The sequence below is a fragment of the Pseudomonas sp. LB3P25 genome, assembly GCF_054897985.1.
The window spans coordinates 5,427,029-5,444,641 of sequence record NZ_CM142711.1 but is presented as its reverse complement, the minus strand read 5'-3'; the positions used below and the strand labels follow the sequence as shown (position 1 = coordinate 5,444,641).

The following is a 17,613-nucleotide window of genomic DNA, read 5'->3' as shown; positions in this document are numbered from 1 at the left end:
TTTTTGCTAAATGACTGCTTCTAATTGAAGAGTTGCCCGCCGAGGACAAATGATGGCTAACAATATGAATACCCAGGACGACCAGGCGCTGGCTGATGAATGGGCTGCTGCCCTGGAAGAAACCGGTGACGCCGGGCAGGACGACATCGACGCCTTGCTGGCCGCCGATGCCGCCAGTTCGCCGTCCAACCGTCTGCCGATGGAAGAGTTCGGCAGCGTGCCGAAAAACAACGATCCGGTCACCCTGGACGGTCCGAACCTGGACGTGATCCTCGACATTCCGGTGTCGATTTCCATGGAAGTCGGCAGCACCGACATCAACATCCGCAACCTGCTGCAGCTTAACCAGGGGTCGGTGATCGAGCTCGATCGTCTGGCCGGTGAACCGCTGGACGTGCTGGTCAACGGCACGCTCATCGCTCACGGTGAAGTGGTGGTGGTCAACGAGAAGTTCGGCATCCGCCTGACCGACGTGATCAGCCCAAGCGAACGCATCAAGAAGTTGCGCTGAGTGAAAAAGGTTCTGGGAGGGGTGCCAGGGGTGGCGCTGGGGTTAGCGCTGGCCTTGCCGTTCAGCGTTCTGGCTGCCGAGCCGGCGGCGACTGCTGCCACTGCCGCTGCACCCGCAGTCAGCAGCGGTGTGGCCGGGCAATTGACGCAGTTGGTGTTCGGTTTGCTGCTGGTGCTGGGGTTGATCTTCTTCCTCGCCTGGTTGCTGCGTCGGGTCCAACAGGCCGGGCCGGCCGGCAAAGGGCAGGTGATCGAGCTGATCGGTTCCCGCGCGCTGGGCCCTCGCGACCGGTTGATGCTGGTGCAGGTCGGCAACGAGCAGATTCTGCTTGGCTTGAGCCCCGGCACCATCACCGCGTTGCACGTGCTCAAGGAGCCGGTGCAAGTGCCCAGCGGTACTGAAAAAGCGACCCCCGAGTTTGCCCAGCGCCTGATGGAGCTGTTGGGCAAGGATCAGAAGGATAAGAAGTAATGGGTGCGTTTCGCATCGTCTTGACGCTGGCCCTGATGCTGGCTGCGCCGCTGGCATTCGCCGCCGATCCGTTATCGATCCCGGCAATCACCCTGGGCACCAACGCCAACGGCGCTCAGGAATACTCGGTCAGCCTGCAAATCCTGTTGATCATGACTGCGCTGAGTTTCATTCCGGCGTTCGTCATGCTGATGACCAGTTTCACCCGGATCATCATCGTCTTTTCGATCCTGCGTCAGGCCCTGGGCCTGCAGCAGACACCGTCTAACCAGATCCTCACGGGCATGGCGCTGTTCCTCACCCTGTTCATCATGGCGCCGGTATTCGACCGCGTTAATCAGGATGCCTTGCAGCCGTATCTGGCGGAGAAACTCACCGCTCAAGATGCCGTGGCCAAGGCTCAGGTGCCGATCAAGGACTTCATGCTCGCCCAGACCCGCAGCAGCGATCTGGAGTTGTTTATGCGCTTGTCCAAACGCACTGATATCGCATCGCCGGATCAGGCGCCGCTGACGATTTTAGTCCCGGCGTTCGTAACGTCCGAGCTGAAAACCGCGTTCCAGATTGGCTTCATGATCTTCATTCCGTTTCTGATCATCGACCTGGTCGTGGCCAGTGTGCTGATGGCCATGGGTATGATGATGCTCTCGCCGCTGATCATTTCCCTGCCGTTCAAGATCATGTTGTTCGTGCTGGTGGATGGCTGGGCGTTGATCATCGGTACGCTGGCGAGCAGCTTCGGCGGTGTATCGCCATGACGCCAGAAGTTGCGGTAGACATCTTCCGGGAAGCGCTGTGGCTGACCACCATGATGGTTGCCGTGCTGGTGATTCCGAGTTTGCTCGTGGGCCTGTTGGTGGCGATGTTCCAGGCCGCGACCCAGATCAACGAACAGACCCTGAGCTTCCTGCCGCGCCTGCTGGTAATGCTGGTGACGCTGATTGTCGCCGGTCCGTGGTTGGTGCAGACCTTTATGGAATACATCCTGCAGTTGTACGGCAGTATTCCTCAGGTCATCGGCTAAACCATGTCGCTACTCCAGCTGACCGATACCCAGATCAGTACCTGGGTGGCGGCGTTCATGCTGCCGCTGTTTCGCGTCGGTTCGTTGTTGATGGTCATGCCGGTTTTCGGGACGACCCTGGTGCCCAGGCGGGTCCGTCTATTTTTCGCAGTGGCCATTACCGTGGTCATCGCTCCTGGCCTGCCGCCGATGCCGCCGGTCAATGCGCTGGACTTGAGCGGGCTGCTGCTGATTGCCGAGCAGATCCTCGTCGGTGCGGTGCTGGGTTTCTCCTTGCAGTTGTTCTTCCAGGCTTTCGTGGTCGCCGGGCAAATTGTCGCCGTTCAGATGGGCATGGGCTTCGCGTCGATGGTCGATCCCACCAACGGCGTGTCGGTGGCGGTGATCGGGCAGTTCTTCACCATGCTGGTGACGTTGTTGTTCCTGTCGATGAATGGCCATCTGGTGGTGTTCGAAGTCCTCACCGAAAGCTTCACCACGCTGCCGGTCGGTAGCGGGTTTATGGTCAATCATTACTGGGAACTGGCCGGCAAACTCGGTTGGGTCCTGGGGGCTGCTTTAATGCTGGTGCTGCCAGCGATCACCGCGCTGCTGGTGGTCAACATTGCGTTTGGCATCATGACCCGGGCGGCGCCGCAGCTGAACATCTTCTCCATCGGCTTCCCGCTGACCCTGGTGCTCGGGATGTACATCCTCTGGGTGGGGCTTGCGGACATTCTCAATCAGTATCAACCGCTGGCCTCCGAGGCCTTGCAGTTTTTACGCGAACTGGCACAGGCGCGCTGAGTCATGGCTGAGAGCGAAAGCGGTCAGGACAAAACAGAAGACCCCACGGAGAAGCGTAAAACTGATTCCCGTGAGAAGGGCGAGATTGCGCGCTCCAAGGAGCTCAATACGCTGGCGATCATGCTGGCCGGTTCCGGTGCGCTGCTGATTTTCGGCGGGGCGCTGGCGCAGGATCTGATGGATCTGATGCGGATGAATTTTTCCCTGCCGCGTGAAGTCATCCTCGATCAGCGCTCCATGAGTACCTACCTGATGAACTCAGGGCTGATCGCTTTGCTGGGGATCCAGCCGATCATGATTACCCTGGTGTTGGCAGCATTGATTGGACCTATCTCCCTGGGTGGATGGCTTTTTTCGGCTGGCACCATGGCGCCGAAGTTCAGTCGGATGAATCCTGCCGCCGGCCTCAAACGGATGTTTTCGACGAAGGCGCTGGTGGAGCTGCTCCAGGCGCTGGCGAAGTTTTTAATCATCCTGACGGTGGCACTGATGGTGTTGTCGTCGGACATCGACGACCTGATGCGCATTGGACACGAGCCGTTGGAGCTCGCGGTCATCCATTGTCTGCAAGTAGTGGGTTGGAGCGCTTTGTGGATGGCCTGCGGGCTGATCATCATCGCCGCGGTGGACGTGCCGGTGCAGCTTTGGGAAAGCCACAAGAAACTGCTGATGACCAAGCAGGAAGTGCGTGACGAGCATAAGGATCAGGAAGGGAAGCCAGAGGTTAAGCAACGGATTCGCCAGCTGCAGCGCGACATGTCCCAGCGCCGGATGATGGCGGCGATTCCCGACGCCGATGTGGTCATCACCAACCCGACTCACTACGCCGTAGCGCTCAAGTACGATCCAGACAAGGGCGGGGCGCCTATGTTGATCGCCAAGGGCAGCGACTTCCTTGCCTTGAAGATCCGTGAAATCGCGATGGCCAACGAAGTGCTGCTGCTTGAGTCGCCGGCGCTGGCGCGTTCGATCTACTACTCCACCGAGCTTGAGCAGGAAATCCCCGGCGGGCTCTACCTTGCCGTCGCTCAGGTGCTCGCTTACGTTTATCAGATCCGCCAGCACCGCGCAGGCAAGAGCAAACGCCCGGATCCGCTCAAGGATGATTTGCCGATTCCTCCAGACTTGCGGCGCGACTCCTGATGCCTGTAGCAGCTGCCGAGCCTGCGAGGCTGCGTTCGGCTGCGCAGCAGTCGTAAACCTTTGCGAGAACTTCGGTTGAGCGCGACCCCGGCTCGGACGCAGCCTCGCAGGCTCGGCAGCTGCTACAAAGGCTCAATCAATCTCTCTGTTTCGCACTTCGGCAAAAGTTGGAAGGCTTCTTGCAGTAGCGGCTCTGCGCCTGCTTCAGGCGTCAAAAGTTTGCTTTAAAGGAACGGGGAAAACCGGTGGATCGCTCTCAGTTACTCAACAGTGCCCGCACAAACGTTGCCGACTTAAGTCGGGGCAATCTGGGCGTGCCGTTGTTGCTGCTGGTCATGTTGGCAATGATGATGTTGCCGGTGCCGCCGTTCCTGCTGGATGTGTTTTTCACGTTTAACATTGCCTTGTCCATCGTCGTGCTGCTGGTGTGCGTCTACGCCTTGCGGCCGCTGGATTTTGCGGTGTTCCCGACCATTCTGCTGGTGGCAACATTGCTGCGACTGGCGCTCAACGTGGCCTCCACGCGGGTGGTGATGCTCCACGGTCAGGACGGCCATGCCGCCGCCGGTAAGGTGATCCAGGCCTTCGGTGAGGTGGTGATCGGCGGTAACTACGTGGTCGGTATCGTCGTCTTCGCAATTTTGATGATCATCAACTTCGTCGTGGTGACCAAGGGTGCCGGGCGGATTTCCGAGGTGAGCGCACGCTTCACCCTCGATGCGATGCCCGGTAAACAAATGGCGATCGACGCCGACTTGAACGCCGGACTGATCGACCAGAACCAGGCCAAGCTGCGCCGGATGGAAGTGGCCCAGGAAGCCGAGTTCTACGGTTCCATGGACGGTGCCAGCAAATTCGTTCGCGGTGACGCCATTGCCGGTCTGCTGATCCTGTTCATCAACCTGATTGGTGGCATGGCGGTCGGTATCTTCCAGCACAACATGAGCTTCGCCGACGCCGGCAAGGTTTACGCATTGCTGACGATTGGTGACGGTTTGGTGGCGCAATTGCCATCACTGCTTTTATCTACAGCAGCAGCGATCATGGTGACCCGTGCTTCCGGTTCGGAAGACATGGGCAAGCAGATCAATCGCCAGATGTTCGCCTCGCCCAAAGCGTTGGCCGTGGCGGCGGGTTTGATGGCGGTGATGGGCCTCGTGCCGGGCATGCCGCACTTTTCCTTTCTCAGCATGGCAGCCCTGGCGGCCGGCGGCGCGTACCTGTTCTGGAAGAAGCAGAACGTGGTCAAGGTTCAGGCTCTGCAAGAGGTCAAGCGTCAACAGGAATTGCTGCCATCGCCAGCTCGCGCTCAGGAAACCAAGGAGCTTGGCTGGGATGACGTGACGCCGATCGACATGATCGGCCTGGAAGTCGGCTACCGGCTGATTCCGCTGGTGGACCGCAACCAGGGTGGTCAGTTGCTGGCGCGGATCAAGGGCGTGCGCAAGAAGCTGTCCCAGGATCTGGGCTTCCTGATGCCGACCGTGCATATCCGTGACAACCTCGACCTGGCGCCGAGTGCCTATCGCCTGACCCTGATGGGGGTGATCCTGGCCGAAGCAGAGATTTATCCGGAGCGCGAGCTGGCGATCAACCCGGGGCAGGTCTACGGGACGCTCAACGGCATTACCGCCAAAGATCCGGCTTTCGGTCTGGAGGCGGTCTGGATCGAAATCAGCCAGCGTGCCCAGGCACAATCCCTCGGTTACACCGTGGTCGATGCCAGTACGGTCGTGGCAACCCACTTGAACCAGATTTTGTACAAGCACTCGAGCGAGCTGATCGGTCACGAAGAAGTGCAGCAGCTCATGCAATTGCTGGCCAAAAACTCGCCAAAACTGGCCGAAGAGCTGGTGCCTGGTGTGGTATCGCTGTCGCAGCTGCTCAAAGTTTTGCAGGCTTTGTTGGCCGAACAGGTGCCAGTACGGGACATTCGCAGCATTGCCGAGGCCATCGCCAACAATGCCAGCAAGAGTCAAGATACTGCCGCGCTGGTGGCTGCGGTGCGCGTCGGCGTATCCCGCGCAATCGTCCAAAGCATTGTAGGGACTGACTCCGAGCTACCAGTGATCACCCTGGAGCCAAGGTTGGAACAAATATTGCTCAATAGTCTTCAGAAGGCAGGACAAGGCTCGGAAGAGGGCGTTCTGCTGGAGCCAAGCATGGCTGAGAAACTGCAACGCTCGTTGATCGATGCGGCGCAGCGTCAGGAAATGCAAGGTCAACCGGTGATTCTGCTGGTAGCCGGCCCGGTTCGCGCGATGCTGTCGCGATTCGGCCGATTGGCAGTCCCGGGTTTGCATGTGTTGGCTTACCAGGAAATCCCTGACAACAAGCAAGTGACCATCGTTGCGACAGTAGGGCCCAACGGCTGAGGTAGTGGTATATGCAAGTTAAGCGTTTTTTCGCCGCCGATATGCGTCAGGCCATGAAACTGGTTCGTGATGAGCTGGGCGCTGATGCCGCTATCATTGGCAACCGCCGGATCGCCGGTGGTGTCGAGCTGACGGCTGCCCTGGATTACAAGTTGTCGGCGCTGGCCCCGCGCGTTCCGAACATGGAACTCGAAGACGAGCTGCGCAAGACCCAGTCGCGGATCGTCACCGCTCAGGCCGAGCTGAGCCTGCGCAGCGATGGCGAGAGCGATAAGTCCACCAATCGCCAGTTGTTCGCCGGCCTGCCGTTGACCGCCGCCGAGCCGCTGATCGAACCGACCTACGCGGAACCCCGTCGTCCTGCACCGGCCGCGGCACCTGCCTCCGGTGGCGTGGATCCACGGGCGTTCGACTCGATGCGTTTCGAACTCAACAGCCTGCGCGAACTGATGGAAGTGCAACTCGGCTCCCTGGCCTGGAATCAGCTGCAAGGCAGCCGTCCGGCCCAGGCCAACCTTTGGCGTCGCCTGCAACGCATCGGCCTGTCCGGCCCGTTGTCGCGCGATTTGCTGGCGCTGATTACCGATATTGAAGAACCTCGTCAGGCCTGGCGCATGTTGCTGGCGCACCTGGCGCGGATGATCGCCACACCGGAAGTCGAGCCTTTGGAAGAGGGCGGCGTGATTGCCATGGTCGGCCCTGCCGGCATGGGCAAGACCACCACCCTGGCCAAGCTCGCAGCCCGCTACGTACTCAAGTACGGCGCGCAGAACATCGCGCTGGTGAGCATGGACAGCTACCGCATTGGTGCTCAGGAACAACTCAAGACGTTGGGCCGCATTCTCAATGTGTCGGTGACGCATGTCGATCCGGGCCAGTCGCTGGTGCAGGCGCTGGAGCCTTTGCTGCGCAAACGCGTGGTGCTGATCGATACCGCGGGCCTTCAGGCCAGCGATCCGGCACTGCGCATGCAGCTTGAAAGCCTGGCCGGTCGTGGCATCAAATCGAAAAATTATCTGGTTTTGGCAACCACCAGCCAGAAACAGGTTCTAACGGCCGCTTATCACAGTTACAAACGCTGCGGCCTCGCTGGCTGCATCCTGACTAAACTGGATGAAACGGCAAGTCTGGGCGAGGTGTTGAGCCTGGCCATCAGTCATGAGTTGCCGGTGGCCTACCTGACCGATGGCCCGCGGATTCCGGATGATTTACATCTGCCGCGTCGTCATCAGTTGGTCAGTCGCGCCGTCAGCGTGCAAATGCAAGAAGAACCCAGCGAAGAAGCCATGGCTGACATGTTCGCTGATATTTACCACAGCCCGACCAAGCAGGTCGGCTGAGGTACTAATGAACAGTTTTTGTACCTACATCGATGGTCTGCCATGCATTGTTCAGTTAGTGAACGCGCAGCCAGTAATGTGGCCTCCGTCTAAGTAAGACAAGGTAAAGAAAATTCATGGGCAGCATGCATCCCGTACAGGTGATCGCGGTGACCGGCGGCAAAGGTGGCGTCGGGAAGACTAACGTGTCAGTGAACTTGTCCCTGGCTCTAGCTGAGCTCGGTCGGCGCGTCATGCTGTTGGACGCCGATCTGGGGCTGGCGAACGTCGACGTTCTGCTGGGACTGACACCCAAACGTACTTTGGCCGACGTGATCGAGGGCCGCTGCGAGCTGCGCGACGTGTTGTTGCAGGGCCCTGGCGGTATCCGCATCGTCCCGGCCGCGTCCGGCACACAGAGCATGGTTCATTTGAGCCCGGCTCAACACGCCGGCCTGATCCAGGCGTTCAGCGATATCGGCGACAACCTCGACGTGTTGGTGATCGACACCGCCGCGGGCATTGGTGACTCGGTCGTCAGTTTCGTTCGCGCGGCGCAAGAAGTCTTGCTGGTGGTCTGCGACGAACCGACCTCGATCACCGATGCCTACGCACTGATCAAACTGCTGAACCGCGATTACGGCATGAACCGTTTCCGCGTCCTGGCCAACATGGCCCAGAGCCCGCAGGAAGGGCGCAACCTGTTCGCCAAGTTGACCAAGGTCACGGATCGCTTCCTTGACGTCGCCTTACAATACGTCGGCGCAGTGCCTTACGACGAAAGCGTGCGCAAGGCTGTGCAGAAGCAGCGCGCCGTTTACGAAGCCTTCCCGCGTTCCAAGTGCTCACTGGCGTTCAAGGCCATTGCACAGAAGGTCGATACCTGGCCGCTGCCTGCCAACCCGCGTGGGCACCTGGAGTTTTTCGTCGAGCGCCTCGTGCAACAAACCGCAGGACCCGTGCTATGACAGCCAGTGGCTATAACCTCTACAAGAAGTCGGCACGTGATGCGCAGTACGAGCTGATCGAGCGTTACGCGCCACTGGTTAAACGCATTGCCTACCACTTGCTGGCGCGTCTGCCGGCCAGTGTCCAGGTCGAAGACCTGATCCAGGCCGGGATGATCGGCCTGCTTGAAGTGTCGACCAAATACGACGCCAGCAAAGGCGCGAGTTTCGAGACGTACGCGGGCATTCGAATCCGCGGCGCGATGCTCGATGAAGTACGCAAGGGGGACTGGGCGCCACGTTCGGTCCACCGCAATACCCGCATGGTCAGCGACGCAATTCGCTCGATTGAAGCTAAAACCGGCCGTGACGCTAAAGATCACGAGGTTGCGGCCGAACTCCAATTGAGTCTCGACGATTATTACGGGATTTTGAACGACACCCTGGGCAGCCGGTTATTCAGTTTCGACGATCTGTTGCAGGACGGCGAACACGAAGGGCTGCACGAGGATGGCGCCAGTGCTCATCTGGAGCCGTCACGCGATCTGGAAGATGAACGCTTCCAGGCGGCGCTGGCGGACGCGATTGCCAATTTGCCGGAGCGTGAGCGACTGGTGTTGGCGCTGTACTACGACGAAGAGTTGAATCTCAAGGAAATCGGTGAGGTCCTGGGGGTCAGCGAATCTCGGGTCAGCCAGTTACACAGCCAGTGCGCGGCCCGTTTGCGGGGGCGTTTGGGGGAGTGGCGAGCGCGCTGAAGGCAGTGTGGGGACACTGCGAACGCGGCGGGTGGGGTGTTGAACCGTACCGGTCCCGATCTGTTGTGCTCCAGACAGTCATTGAGTGCTTTGCCGGATTGATTGAAATGGCGCGTCCAGGTGCTGGGCGCGTTTAAGACTGCTTGGAGGTCGAATTGGACAAGAACATGAAAATCCTCATCGTTGATGACTTCTCAACGATGCGGCGGATCATTAAAAACCTGTTGCGTGACCTTGGGTTCACCAACACGGTCGAGGCCGACGATGGCACTACCGCCATTCCGGTTCTCAACAGCGGCAGCATCGACTTTCTGGTAACAGACTGGAACATGCCTGGCATGACCGGTATCGATCTGCTGCGCCACGTGCGCGCCGATGAAAAGCTCAAGCACCTGCCGGTGCTGATGGTGACCGCTGAAGCCAAGCGCGAGCAGATCATCGAGGCAGCCCAGGCCGGTGTTAACGGCTATGTGGTCAAGCCCTTCACGGCCCAGGCGTTAAAAGAAAAAATCGAGAAGATTTTCGAACGCATCGGTTGATTTGCGAAGCCACTGCGCCACGGGGGAGCTATGGAGCATTACGAGTCTTCACAGGGCGATTTCGAATCGACTCTGAAAAAACACGCGGTCGAACTGGTCGAAAGCCTTGAAAAAGGCAGGTTCGGCGACGCTGTGCAACTGATCCATGAGCTCAATCAGACCCGTGACCGTGGCCTGTATCAGGAAGTGGGCAAGCTCACCCGCGAGCTGCATAGCGCGATCGTCAATTTTCAGATTGACCCGCACATGCCGCAAGCCGAGGAAGTCTCGCAGATCACGGATGCCACCGAGCGTCTGGGTTATGTGGTCAAGCTGACCGAGGCTGCTGCCAACCGCACCATGGACCTGGTGGAAAACGCCACGCCGCTGGTCAACAGCCTGAGCAACGAAGCCCAGGCCTTGAGCACCGACTGGGGACGGTTCATGCGTCGCGAAGTCGGGGCTGAAGAGTTCCGCGAACTGGCCCGGCGAGTCGACGGTTTCCTGACACGCAGCAGCGAAGACAATCGGGTTGTGTCGAGCAACCTCAACGACATTCTGCTCGCTCAGGATTACCAGGACCTCACCGGTCAAGTGATCAAGCGCGTGACCCAATTGGTCACCGAAGTTGAAAGCAACCTGCTCAAGCTCGTGCTTATGGCCAGCCAGGTGGACCGCTTTGCGGGCATCGAACATGACCATGAAGCGATGCTGGCAGAAAAAGATCCGCAAAAACATCTCTCTCAGGGTGAAGGTCCGCAGATTCATGCCGATAAAAGAGAAGACGTTGTGTCCGGTCAGGACGATGTAGACGATTTGCTTTCCAGCCTTGGATTCTAGGAGCACCCCTACACATGAGCTTCGGCGCCGATGAAGAGATCCTTCAGGATTTCCTGGTTGAGGCCGGCGAGATTCTAGAGCAACTGTCCGAACAGCTGGTCGAGCTTGAAAGCCGACCGGATGATGCGGACTTGCTCAATGCAATTTTTCGCGGTTTTCACACTGTAAAAGGAGGCGCCGGCTTCCTCCAACTCAACGAGCTGGTGGAGTGCTGTCACATCGCCGAGAACGTGTTCGACATCCTGCGCAAGGGTGAGCGTCGCGTCGACTCGGAACTGATGGACGTGGTTCTCGAAGCGCTGGATGCGGTGAACAGCATGTTTACCGAAGTCCGCGAGCGCAGTCCGATCACGGCTGCCACGCCTGAGTTGCTGGCAGCGCTGGCCCGTCTGGCCGAGCCGCAAACTGAAGAAGCCGCACCGGTAGCCGACGTGGTCGAAACACCGGCTGCTGAAAGCGAGTCGGGTGACATCACCGATAATGAATTCGAACAACTGCTGGACTCGCTGAACGCCGTCAAGGCGCAGGCAGAGGCCCCGGCGGCTGCTCCGCTGCCGGCGGGTAATGCCGCTACCAGCGACGAAATTACCGATGCCGAGTTCGAGTCGTTGCTCGATCAGCTGCACGGTAAGGGCCAGTTCGCCGTCGATGCGGTAGCCCCGGCGCCAGCCGCACCGGCTGCCCCGAAAGCGGCAGGCGACAGCTCCGATATCACTGACGACGAGTTCGAAGCACTGCTCGATCAGTTGCACGGCAAGGGCAACTTTGCCGTGGATGCGTTGGAATCGGCCATTGCTGCGGTTCCGGCCCCGGCTGCGCCCACCGCTAAAGCGGCTGGCGGCGACCTGATCTCCGATCACGAGTTCGAATCGCTGCTCGATGAATTGCACGGCAAGGGCAAGTTCACTGAAGTGGGCACCGCTACCGGCGCCAGCGCTTCGGTTGCGGCGTCAGTGGCCAAGGCTGTTGCACCGAAACCCGTCGCCAAAGCGCCCGAGCCTAAAGCCGAAGCGCCGAAACCTGTCGCTGCTGCCCCGGCTCCGGCGCGCGCCCCGGCCGCGCCACCACCGGAAAAACCAGCCAGCGAAGCCGAGACCACCGTGCGGGTCGATACCGCGCGTCTCGACGAAATCATGAACATGGTCGGCGAGTTGGTACTGGTGCGTAACCGCTTGGTACGTCTGGGCCTCAACAGCGGCGACGAAGCCATGTCCAAGGCCGTGTCGAACCTCGACGTGGTCACAGCCGACCTGCAAACCGCGGTCATGAAGACCCGGATGCAACCGATCAAGAAAGTCTTCGGACGCTTCCCGCGCCTGGTTCGCGACCTGGCTCGCCAGCTCAAGAAAGAGATCAACCTGGAACTGGTCGGCGAAGAAACCGACCTCGACAAGAACCTCGTCGAGGCCCTGGCCGACCCGTTGGTCCACTTGGTGCGCAACTCGGTCGACCACGGTATTGAAGAGCCGGCCGAGCGCGAAGCAATGGGCAAGCCTCGCAGCGGCAAGGTGATCCTGTCCGCTGAACAGGAAGGCGACCACATCCTGCTGTCCATCTCCGATGACGGCAAGGGCATGGACGCCGATGTTCTGCGCGGCATTGCCGTGAAAAAAGGCTTGATGGACAAGGATGCAGCCGATCGCCTCAGCGAGTCCGATTGCTTCAACCTGATCTTCGCGCCGGGTTTCTCGACCAAGACCGAAATTTCCGATGTCTCCGGACGCGGCGTGGGCATGGACGTGGTGAAAACCAAAATCGCCCAGCTCAACGGCACCATCAATATCTATTCGACCAAGGGCAAGGGCTCGAAGATCGTCATCAAGGTCCCGTTGACCCTGGCGATCATGCCAACGCTGATGGTCATGCTCGGCAACCAGGCGTTTGCGTTCCCGCTGGTGAACGTCAACGAGATCTTCCACCTCGACCTGTCGCGCACCAACGTGGTGGACGGCCAGGAAGTGGTGATCGTGCGGGACAAGGCGCTGCCATTGTTCTACCTCAAACGCTGGCTGGTCAGCTCTGCCGCTCACGAAGAGCAGCGCGAAGGCCATGTGGTGATCCTTTCGGTGGGCACTCAGCGGATCGGCTTCGTCGTCGATCAACTGGTGGGCCAGGAAGAAGTGGTCATCAAGCCATTGGGCAAAATGCTCCAGGGAACCCCGGGCATGTCCGGCGCCACCATCACCGGTGACGGCCGCATTGCGCTGATTCTCGATGTTCCGAGCATGCTCAAGCGTTACGCCGCACGGCGTATTTGATTCTGGTGGGGCGGGGCGACTGAGCCTCGCTCCGTCTAACGGAGTGTTTATGGCAGTTAAAGTCCTCGTGGTGGACGATTCGGGGTTTTTCCGCCGCCGCGTCTCGGAAATTCTTTCAGCGGATCCGAATATCCAGGTCGTCGGCACGGCGACCAACGGAAAAGAGGCAATCGATCAGGCGCTGGCCCTCAAGCCAGATGTGATCACCATGGACTACGAGATGCCGATGATGGATGGCATCACGGCGGTGCGGCACATCATGCAGCGCTGTCCGACCCCGGTGTTGATGTTCTCCTCGCTGACCCACGAAGGCGCTCGGGTAACCCTCGACGCGCTGGACGCTGGCGCGGTGGATTTCCTGCCGAAGAATTTCGAAGACATCTCCCGCAACCCGGAGAAGGTCAAGCAACTGCTGTGCGAGAAGATTCTCAGTATTTCGCGCAGTAACCGTCGTGCAAGCACCTACAGCGCCCCGGCCCCGGTGGCCGCGCCTGCACCGACGCCAGCACCTGCCAGCGTCAGCAGCTACGGCAGCAGCGCGCCTGCGCGTCCGGCACCGGCTCCGATTCCGGCTCGTGCACATGCCCCAGCCTCGTCGTCGCCTGCGCCGAAACGCAAAGCCTACAAACTGGTCGCCATCGGTACGTCCACTGGCGGCCCGGTTGCCCTGCAGCGGGTTCTGACCCAATTGCCGGCCAACTTCCCAGCCCCCATCGTATTGATCCAGCACATGCCGGCTGCCTTTACCAAGGCCTTCGCCGAGCGTCTGGACAAGCTCTGCCGCATCAGCGTCAAGGAAGCCGAGGATGGCGACATCCTGCGTCCGGGCCTGGCGTTGCTGGCGCCGGGTGGCAAGCAAATGATGATCGACGGTCGTGGCGCAGTGAAAATCCTCCCGGGTGACGAACGTCTGAACTACAAGCCGTGCGTGGACATCACCTTCGGTTCCGCGGCCAAGTCTTACGGTGACAAAGTTCTGGCGGTCGTATTGACCGGCATGGGCGCCGACGGTCGTGAAGGCGCGCGTCTGCTCAAGCAGGGCGGCAGTGCAATCTGGGCTCAGGATGAAGCCAGCTGCGTGATCTACGGCATGCCGATGGCCATCGTCAAAGCTGAACTCGCCGATGCGGTGTACGGCCTGGACGATATTGGCAAGCATCTGGTCGAGGCTTGTATCTGATGGATGTTTTAAGCCTTATCGGGATCATCATGGCGTTTGTCGCCATCATTGGCGGAAACTACCTTGAAGGCGGTCACCTCGGTGCCCTGGCCAACGGCCCGGCAGCGTTGATCGTACTCGGTGGGACCATCGGTGCGGCGCTGTTGCAGGCGCCGATGAGCGCCTTCAAACGCGCCATGCAGATTCTGGCCTGGATCCTGTTCCCCCCACGCGTGGACCTGGCAGGCGGCATCGATCGCGTCGTGAACTGGAGCCTGACCGCGCGCAAGGAAGGCTTGCTCGGTCTGGAAGGGGTGGCCGACGCCGAATCTGACAACTACGCGCGCAAAGGCCTGCAACTGTTGGTGGACGGCGCCGAACCGGAAGCGATTCGCAGCATCCTGGAAGTGGATTTCTACACCCAGGAAAGCCGCGACATCGAAGCCGCCAAAGTCTTCGAAAGCATGGGCGGCTACGCGCCGACCATCGGCATCATCGGTGCGGTGATGGGCCTGATCCATGTGATGGGCAACCTGGCCGATCCATCGCAACTGGGTAGCGGCATTGCCGTGGCCTTCGTCGCGACCATCTACGGCGTGGCCAGTGCCAACCTGGTGCTGCTGCCGATTGCCGCCAAACTCAAGTCCGTCGCATTGCGGCAATCGCGTTATCGCGAAATGTTGTTGGAAGGGATCCTGTCGATCGCCGAAGGTGAAAACCCTCGCTCTATTGAGTTGAAGCTTCAGGGCTTCATGGATTGATGGGAGACATGGACCATGGCACGTCGTCGCCAACCTGAAGAACATGTAAACCATGAGCGTTGGCTGGTTTCGTACGCCGACTTCATTACGTTGCTGTTCGCTTTCTTCGTCGTGATGTACTCGATCTCTTCGATCAACGAAGGCAAGTACAAGGTCATTTCCGAAGCGCTGATCGGGGTCTTTACCGACTCCGACCGCGCCCTCAAGCCGATCCCGATTGGTGACGAGCGACCGAAGACCGTCACCCCGGCCAAGCCGTTGGTCAAGGACAGCGAGCAGGTCGACGCCGGCATTGCCCAAGCCGCCAACGATCCGCTCAAAAGCATCGCCGACGATATCAGCGCGGCGTTCGGCGACCTGATCAGCTCCAACCAGATGACCATTCGCGGCAACGAGCTGTGGGTCGAGATCGAACTCAATTCCAGCCTGTTGTTCGGCAGCGGCGACGCCATGCCCAGCGACATCGCGTTCAACATCATCGACAAGGTTGCCGCGATTCTTAAGCCGTTCGACAACCCGATTCACGTCGAAGGCTTCACTGACGATCAACCGATCCGCACCGCGCAATACCCGACCAACTGGGAGCTGTCCTCGGCCCGTTCGGCGAGTATCGTGCGCATGCTGGCGATGCAGGGTGTGAACCCCGGTCGTCTGGCGTCGGTGGGTTACGGCGAGTTCCAGCCGGTGGCCAACAACGCGACTGCCGAGGGGCGGGCGCGTAACCGTCGCGTCGTGCTGGTGGTGTCACGAAATCTCGATGTACGCCGCAGCCTCACCGGTACTGGAACGGCCAATGCGAAACCGGATGCCGCGTTGAAGCGTGCTGGCACACAAACTGCACCGACCCCGGTCAAGTCGCCGGGACGAGAGAGTGCCGTCAATTCTCCGTCACCCGCATTAATACGTTGAGCTTTTCCTCGGTCGACCATTTCGACCGGGAGGAACAATCCGAATGAGAGTCTGGGCAGTCGCCAATCAAAAGGGTGGTGTCGGTAAAACCACTTCCTCTATCGCTTTAGCCGGATTACTGGCCGAGGCGGGCAAGCGCGTGGTTGTGGTCGATCTCGACCCCCACGGCTCCATGACCAGCTACTTCGGTTACGACCCCGACAGTCTGGAACACAGCAGCTACGACTTGTTCCTGCACAAGGGCAGTGTGCCGCAAGGCTTGCCCGGTCAGTTGTTGTTGCCCACCAGCCACGAGAGTATTTCCCTGTTGCCGTCAAGCACCGCACTCGCGACCCTTGAGCGCCAGTCGCCAGGTCAGAGTGGTTTGGGGCTGGTGATTGCCAAGAGCCTGGCGCAACTTTGGCAGGACTTCGATTACGCCGTGATCGACAGCCCGCCGTTGCTCGGCGTGCTGATGGTCAATGCCTTGGCGGCGAGCCAGCAATTGGTGATTCCGGTACAGACCGAACACCTGGCGGTCAAAGGTCTGGAGCGCATGGTCAATACCCTGGCAATGATCAACCGTTCACGTAAACAGGCGCTGCCTTTCAGTATCGTGCCGACCTTGTTCGACCGCCGCACGCAGGCCTCCCTCGGCACGCTGCGGGTGTTGCGCGACAAGTACCCGGAAGAAATCTGGCAGGGCTACATTCCAGTCGATACTCGCTTGCGTGATGCCAGCCGTGCCGGCGTGACGCCTTCGCAGTTCGACGGCAAGAGCCGTGGGGTGCTGGCTTATCGCGCGTTGCTCAAGCATTTGCTGGCCGCACAACTTGTTCCGCAGGTGGCGTGAGATGAACTCAATTCCTGTAGGAGCTGCCGCAGGCTGCGATCTTTTGATCTTGCTTTGTGACGTCCTTGAAATCGCCAAAAGATCGCAGCCTGCGGCAGCTCCTACAAGGGTGCTCCCATGAATCGGCCGGTCAAGATCACCTCGCGTCCGCAACTGGCGCTGCAGTCCTATCTGGACAGCTTGCTGATGGAGGCGACCGAAGAATTACCGCCGCAAATCGAAACGCTACCCGCAGTGGTCGAAGTTGAATCTGCGCTGGACGAGTTCCAGGCGGCGGTGCTCGAAGAACAGGCTCGCGATGCGCAGAAACCCGCCGTGGTTGCCGCGCCGGTAGCAGCGCCCCTGGCGAAAGCACCGGTAGCCGTACTCGAAGCGCCAGCGCCGGTTCTCGCGCCGGTATCGACCATCGCCCCGCTACTGCAAGCCTTGGTGCCGCCGGTGGTCGAAGTCCACCTGCCGCCGAGTAACACGCCGCCACCGGTGGAAACCGATGGTCGTCCGTCCTGGGCTGCCGAGCCATTCGAATGCCTGTTGTTCGACGTCGCCGGGCTGACCCTGGCCGTGCCGCTGGTGTGCCTGGGCTCGATTTATTCGTTGGCCGGCCACGAGCTTACGCCGCTGTTCGGACAGCCGGAATGGTTCCTCGGGATCCTGCCAAGCCAGGCCGGTAACCTGAAAGTATTGGACACCGCGCGTTGGGTCATGCCCGACCGTTACCGCGACGATTTCCGCCAGGGCCTGCAATACGTTATTTCGGTTCAGGGCTACGAGTGGGGGCTGGCGGTGCATCAGGTCAGCCGTTCGTTGCGCCTGGACCCGAACGAAATCAAATGGAGAAGTCATCGAGGTCAGCGGCCATGGCTCGCGGGCACGGTGATTGAGCACATGTGTGCATTGCTAGACGTTTCCGCACTGGCCGAGTTGATCGCCAGCGGCGGGGCAAAGCACATGAGCGGCACCAAGCCGACTCACAAACCAACATAACAAGCACGCGACGGCAGT

At 59.9% G+C, this 17,613-nt stretch carries 18 protein-coding genes; all 18 read left to right on the top strand.

The genetic code is table 11. The features are described 5' to 3' along the window. Positions 1–52 precede the first annotated feature (52 nt). The 18 genes from fliN to ACYZTW_RS24970 all read left to right on the top strand — a co-directional run bounded on the left by fliN (position 53) and on the right by ACYZTW_RS24970 (position 17,595). Positions 53–511 (top strand): flagellar motor switch protein FliN, encoded by a 459-nt coding sequence (gene fliN, locus ACYZTW_RS25055; RefSeq protein ID WP_462005836.1) that lies wholly within the window; start codon positions 53–55, stop codon positions 509–511. Beyond that, on the top strand, positions 512–982 hold the full coding sequence (gene fliO, locus ACYZTW_RS25050; protein ID WP_462002221.1) for a flagellar biosynthetic protein FliO: 471 nt from the start codon (positions 512–514) through the stop codon (positions 980–982). Continuing rightward, on the top strand, positions 982–1,740 hold the full coding sequence (fliP, locus tag ACYZTW_RS25045; RefSeq protein WP_462002220.1) for a flagellar type III secretion system pore protein FliP: 759 nt from the start codon (positions 982–984) through the stop codon (positions 1,738–1,740). Before fliO ends, fliP begins: the two co-directional genes overlap by 1 nt. Further along, complete coding sequence (gene fliQ / locus ACYZTW_RS25040; RefSeq protein ID WP_007948918.1) at positions 1,737–2,006, top strand: flagellar biosynthesis protein FliQ; 270 nt, start codon at positions 1,737–1,739, stop codon at positions 2,004–2,006. The genes fliP and fliQ overlap by 4 nt, the downstream gene beginning before the upstream one ends. A 3-nt stretch (positions 2,007–2,009) precedes the next feature. Then, entirely contained in the window at positions 2,010–2,792 is a 783-nt protein-coding gene (gene fliR / locus ACYZTW_RS25035; RefSeq protein ID WP_056742077.1) for a flagellar biosynthetic protein FliR, read from the top strand. 3 nt (positions 2,793–2,795) lie between these two features. Further along, entirely contained in the window at positions 2,796–3,935 is a 1,140-nt protein-coding gene (flhB, locus tag ACYZTW_RS25030; RefSeq protein ID WP_462002219.1) for a flagellar biosynthesis protein FlhB, read from the top strand. Positions 3,936–4,180: 245 nt separating this feature from the next. Next, positions 4,181–6,310 carry a flagellar biosynthesis protein FlhA gene (gene flhA, locus ACYZTW_RS25025; RefSeq protein ID WP_462002218.1) on the top strand — a complete coding sequence of 710 codons (2,130 nt, stop codon included), beginning with the start codon at positions 4,181–4,183 and terminating at the stop codon, positions 6,308–6,310. Between the two features lie 11 nt (positions 6,311–6,321). After that, positions 6,322–7,650, top strand: coding sequence for a flagellar biosynthesis protein FlhF (gene flhF / locus ACYZTW_RS25020; protein WP_462002217.1), 1,329 nt, complete (start codon positions 6,322–6,324; stop codon positions 7,648–7,650). 116 nt (positions 7,651–7,766) lie between these two features. Then, positions 7,767–8,597 (top strand): flagellar synthesis regulator FleN, encoded by an 831-nt coding sequence (fleN, locus tag ACYZTW_RS25015; RefSeq protein WP_008001746.1) that lies wholly within the window; start codon positions 7,767–7,769, stop codon positions 8,595–8,597. Continuing rightward, positions 8,594–9,334 carry an RNA polymerase sigma factor FliA gene (fliA, locus tag ACYZTW_RS25010; protein ID WP_007894214.1) on the top strand — a complete coding sequence of 247 codons (741 nt, stop codon included), beginning with the start codon at positions 8,594–8,596 and terminating at the stop codon, positions 9,332–9,334. Before fleN ends, fliA begins: the two co-directional genes overlap by 4 nt. Positions 9,335–9,501: 167 nt before the next feature. Beyond that, positions 9,502–9,873, top strand: a complete 372-nt coding sequence (locus ACYZTW_RS25005) for a chemotaxis response regulator CheY (RefSeq protein ID WP_003183998.1) — start codon at positions 9,502–9,504, stop codon at positions 9,871–9,873. 30 nt (positions 9,874–9,903) lie between these two features. Next, entirely contained in the window at positions 9,904–10,692 is a 789-nt protein-coding gene (locus ACYZTW_RS25000; protein WP_462002216.1) for a protein phosphatase CheZ, read from the top strand. Between the two features lie 14 nt (positions 10,693–10,706). Next, complete coding sequence (locus tag ACYZTW_RS24995; RefSeq protein WP_462002215.1) at positions 10,707–12,950, top strand: chemotaxis protein CheA; 2,244 nt, start codon at positions 10,707–10,709, stop codon at positions 12,948–12,950. A 49-nt stretch (positions 12,951–12,999) separates the two neighbouring features. Then, complete coding sequence (locus tag ACYZTW_RS24990; protein WP_462002214.1) at positions 13,000–14,130, top strand: protein-glutamate methylesterase/protein-glutamine glutaminase; 1,131 nt, start codon at positions 13,000–13,002, stop codon at positions 14,128–14,130. Continuing rightward, complete coding sequence (locus ACYZTW_RS24985; RefSeq protein WP_462002213.1) at positions 14,130–14,870, top strand: flagellar motor protein; 741 nt, start codon at positions 14,130–14,132, stop codon at positions 14,868–14,870. The genes ACYZTW_RS24990 and ACYZTW_RS24985 overlap by 1 nt, the downstream gene beginning before the upstream one ends. Before the next feature lie 15 nt (positions 14,871–14,885). Next, the gene (gene motD, locus ACYZTW_RS24980; protein WP_462002212.1) at positions 14,886–15,779 is read left to right on the top strand and encodes a flagellar motor protein MotD; all 894 of its coding nucleotides are present in this window, start codon (positions 14,886–14,888) and stop codon (positions 15,777–15,779) included. 43 nt (positions 15,780–15,822) lie between these two features. Beyond that, positions 15,823–16,611 carry a ParA family protein gene (locus ACYZTW_RS24975; RefSeq protein ID WP_046046365.1) on the top strand — a complete coding sequence of 263 codons (789 nt, stop codon included), beginning with the start codon at positions 15,823–15,825 and terminating at the stop codon, positions 16,609–16,611. A gap of 117 nt (positions 16,612–16,728) precedes the next feature. Further along, positions 16,729–17,595 carry a CheW domain-containing protein gene (locus ACYZTW_RS24970; protein WP_462002211.1) on the top strand — a complete coding sequence of 289 codons (867 nt, stop codon included), beginning with the start codon at positions 16,729–16,731 and terminating at the stop codon, positions 17,593–17,595. Positions 17,596–17,613 lie beyond the last annotated feature (18 nt).